This is a genomic window from Natronococcus sp. JC468 (assembly GCF_012163165.1).
GTDB lineage: Archaea > Halobacteriota > Halobacteria > Halobacteriales > Natrialbaceae > Natronococcus > Natronococcus jeotgali.
In genome coordinates this window covers 1-3077 of record NZ_JAAVUO010000084.1, presented here as the reverse complement: position 1 = coordinate 3077, position 3077 = coordinate 1, and the positions used below count along the sequence as shown (strand labels likewise).

The window sequence follows — 3077 nt, the reverse complement described above, 5'->3', positions numbered from 1 at the left end:
AATCCGTAATCGGCATCATTCGTCCTTGCCACCGCCTACGTCATGCTCCTACTTCAACGTGCAAAGCTGAGTTAGTTAGAAAAGTCTCAGTGAATCCATCAAATTTATCGACCCGTGGAGCAGCTGCTTCCTGTTGAGCAGCAACGTACTCCGAAATCGGAAATCCGTCACGTGCATACTTAATCGTTGGCTGTAGAAGAGATTCAAATGAACAGGATCCGTAACGCTTGATAAGCTGATAAAAGCCATCTAATGCACCGGGAACAGTAACTGGGAGACCGCCTTCTGACGGTATTACTGGTTCGCCATCTTCAGTCGCATCAGTTCGTTCTCGATACATATCAATATCGGCTGCCTCAGGAGCGCGTCCACTTCCATTGAGTGATTTGTATTCACCGTTGAAATGGGTGATGGCAAACATGTCCCCACCAATACTTGTCATCTGTGGATCAACAAGGTTGAGCATTAATGCGGTTGCAACTGCTGCATCAGCTGCATTTCCGCCATCGTGGAGGGTCTGGACACCGACCTGTGCCGCAAGTGGATGACTGGTAGCAACCATTCCATTTTTTGCCATCACGGCAGAACGGCGTCCAATGAACTGCCAGGGATAGCTGAATTCAGATTCTGCTCCACTTCCAGCGTTAGACCCGTCCTCTGTTGAGTGACAGGAGGCGCTTGCTGCTCCTGTGCCAACTGTTCCGATAGCGGCTGTTGCAATACCAAATTGTTTGATGAAAGTTCTCCGGTGTGACATCTATATAATATCTCAGGCCATCTATAATAAAAGCTATTCAGTTTTGAAACGATTGAGAATCAGAAAGTGTCTCGCACGGTCGCTGTACTACTGTGACGCACTACTGACAACGACGATCAAGAGATCGTCCTCTACTACGACAACTCTGCGCGGGGTCGGAATCTCTCCTTTACCGCTGTTCCCGGCGAAGACGAGGACAGCCAGTCCCGCACTGACAGGGTACAGCGTGTCGCCAAGGAGGTCGCTGGCAACTACTTCGACAAAGAGTACCAGGACCACACCGGACGACCGGACGTGATCGTCCTCGAGATTATCTCCGAAGACGGCGACCACGAGTACTTGATCGTCGAGGTGAAGAACAGCGCCAACGAGGACACGATTCGGCGCGGGATCAAGGAGACACTCGAGTACCTCGCCTTCTTACGTCTCAACGGGGAGTACGTCTTTGGACGCGATACCGAGGAGTACTTCGGCTCTGGGTGGAACGGCCTGCTCGTGGTTCAGGATCTTCAGCGGGAGACTGCGTCGCTCGAGGAGCAAGCCGAGAGTGAGATCAAGATCCTGCAGGCCGCTGAACTCGAGAATCAGCTAGCGCAAGTCCTCGAGCGAAAATTGTGAGTGGATAGTTGCTGCGAGGGATAGGGAGTTATGCACTCTGTGTGCAATCTACCCTCGGTATTGAGCACTATATTAAATATAGTATTCTACAGGCCGTGAATAACCAACGATCGAGCCGACTTTCAAAACTCCTCGAGTCGCATCTCACCGAGAACCGGTCGGCACGCCGTACACCTGGTTTATTGATTCGCTATAGAGTTCGTCAAGAGTCGCAATCAGCTCCTCGTTTTCAATGAGAGGACCGGAACAAGTGGCTTCGAGGAGACCTGCGAAAAATATCATGAGCTCCAGCGATTCGCCGAGGGAGGGGAGGCCTTCGCGATCGCGACGCGTTCCATGGACCCAATTCGCGATCCCCGCCCTAGGGTGTTCTCTCGGGAACTGCGCCGCGAACGTTTATTGACGCCGCTGTGGTCGACTGCCTATGGCAACCTCGCCACGAACCAATCTCCTGCAGCGGACCCTCGAGGACGACGACATCGCGCTCGGCGTCCTCGAGAACGCGTACGATCCGACGCTGGTCGAGTTCTACGGCGAACTCGGCCTCGATTTCGTTTGGATCGACCTCGAACACGCCGGACCGAGCCCCTTCGACGGCGATCGACTCGAGGACCTCGCTCGGGCCGCGAACGTGACGGGGACGGAACTACTCGTCCGACTTCCGGAACCGGATCCCGGCATGGTCCGGAAGATCCTCGATGCGGGCGTGCGGTCGCTGTTCGTCTCGCGCATCGAGACGGCCGACGAGGTCCACCAGGCAGTCGAGGCCTCGCGGTTCGAGTACGACGGCGAACCCGGTAAGCGCGGCTTCGCTAGCCCGCGAGCGAGTCGGTGGGGGACGACCGACGACTACGCGGGTACCGAGGACGATGAAATCGTCGTCGGCGTGACGATCGAGAATCCGACGGCGGTCGACAACATCGAGGAGATCCTCGCGGTTCCCGATCTTGGGTTCGTCTTCGCCGGACCGCTCGATCTGGCGGTCTCGCTAGGCCACCCCGGCGAGCCGACCCACGACGAGGTCGAGTCCCACGTCGAGGAGGTCCGTGAGGCGGCCCTCGAGGCCGACGTCCCGCTCGGCGGACTCGGCTTCGGGATGGACAACGTCAACGAGAAGGCCGAGTCCGGCTACCAGATCCTGAATCTGGGGAGCACGACCGGCGCGCTGGGCGGTGCGGTGCGGTCGTGGCTGAACGAGTACGAGGGATCCTAGGCGATTCCGACGGGCTGCGGGAACCGCTTGCTCGTCCGGGACTTCACTTTCAGCCCCGCCCTCTAATAGCGGACTTCGCCTTTTTGTAAGCACGAGGATCGGTTGTCGAGTCGGTTGAACGCTTTGCACAACGTCGAGGGAGAGGAAAGTTCCATCAGATCGATGGCACTCCGAATCCGGGGCATCTCGATAAGTTCGTCAAGAAGCGTCCGGTACGTCGTATTCTTCCGCACCTTGAGGCAGAGCAGGACAATGTGTTGATGGAGTGTGTACCGCCGTTTCGAGAACTTCGAGGAGTATCGAGCAACAGCTCGCCGAGCCAAGTGATACGCCTGCTCAACGAACCGGAGTAACCGCGACTTTGGCAGGGCCTGCATTCGGTCAGACTACCGGGCGAACCTGTAACTCTCCGAGGATTTCAACACCTATGAGAATCCTGCGACTGACCAAACCACGGATCGTCTAATAGCTGTTTCGTCGTCGATAGTG

The 3077-nt window shown here is 56.3% G+C and carries 2 protein-coding genes and 2 pseudogenes; 2 read left to right on the top strand and 2 right to left on the bottom strand.

Going from position 1 to position 3077, the window contains the following annotated elements:
• Positions 1-40 precede the first annotated feature (40 nt).
• Positions 41-757 carry a gamma-glutamyltransferase gene (locus tag GWG54_RS20375; protein ID WP_167939458.1) on the bottom strand — a complete coding sequence of 239 codons (717 nt, stop codon included), beginning with the start codon at positions 755-757 and terminating at the stop codon, positions 41-43.
• 114 nt (positions 758-871) lie between these two features.
• Between GWG54_RS20375 and GWG54_RS20370 the strand changes: the two are divergent.
• Together GWG54_RS20370 and GWG54_RS20365 are read left to right on the top strand one after the other, a co-directional pair.
• Positions 872-1375: pseudogene (locus tag GWG54_RS20370) on the top strand (hypothetical protein); the annotation flags it as partial.
• Positions 1376-1799: 424 nt separating this feature from the next.
• On the top strand, positions 1800-2588 hold the full coding sequence (locus tag GWG54_RS20365) for an HpcH/HpaI aldolase/citrate lyase family protein (protein WP_167939457.1): 789 nt from the start codon (positions 1800-1802) through the stop codon (positions 2586-2588).
• 104 nt (positions 2589-2692) lie between these two features.
• Here GWG54_RS20365 and GWG54_RS20360 read toward each other — a convergent pair.
• A pseudogene (locus tag GWG54_RS20360) lies at positions 2693-2965 on the bottom strand (IS5/IS1182 family transposase); the annotation flags it as partial.
• Positions 2966-3077 lie beyond the last annotated feature (112 nt).